Source organism: Brevibacillus invocatus, from assembly GCF_003710915.1.
Taxonomy (GTDB): Bacteria; Bacillota; Bacilli; order Brevibacillales; family Brevibacillaceae; genus Brevibacillus; species Brevibacillus invocatus.
Genome location: NZ_RHHR01000023.1, coordinates 1 through 451, shown reverse-complemented (window position 1 = coordinate 451; position 451 = coordinate 1). Strand labels below are relative to the sequence as shown.

The window sequence follows — 451 nt, the reverse complement described above, 5'->3', positions numbered from 1 at the left end:
CATCATTGTGAGTATCCTGATTCACAGATGAAGAAATCTGTCCACAAGCTTATCCACAGGCTGTGGAAAACCCGTTCGTCCACAAGGAGTTATTCACGCTCCAAAACAAAAATATAATAACAGATAAAAGGCATGTCATCAATGGTTTTTTCATACTTATCCACAAACACAACCACTGGTGTCGTCTACATATTCACATGTCCATATTTTGTGTACAAGCTGTAGATAATCTTGTCGAAATTTGAATTTGTGGATAAAATGATATCCACAGGTCTGGGAAATAGTAAAATGGGGATATTTGCTTTGGAAGACAAACCCATGTTTGACTTGACTTTTTAGGCATATCTTTTTATAATTCGAAGGAATGTCTGCGAGGACGGAGGTGTATACTGCAATGAAACCATCTTTCAATCCAAACAACCGCAAGCGCAAAAAGGACCACGGGTTCCGC

Annotated in this window: 1 protein-coding gene; it reads left to right on the top strand. The window is 39.0% G+C overall.

The window, feature by feature from the left end; translation table 11 throughout:
- Positions 1 to 364: 364 nt before the first annotated feature.
- Positions 365 to 451 (top strand): 50S ribosomal protein L34 (locus tag EDM52_RS25690; RefSeq protein WP_122909547.1); only part of this gene is annotated, 87 nt, incomplete at its 3' end.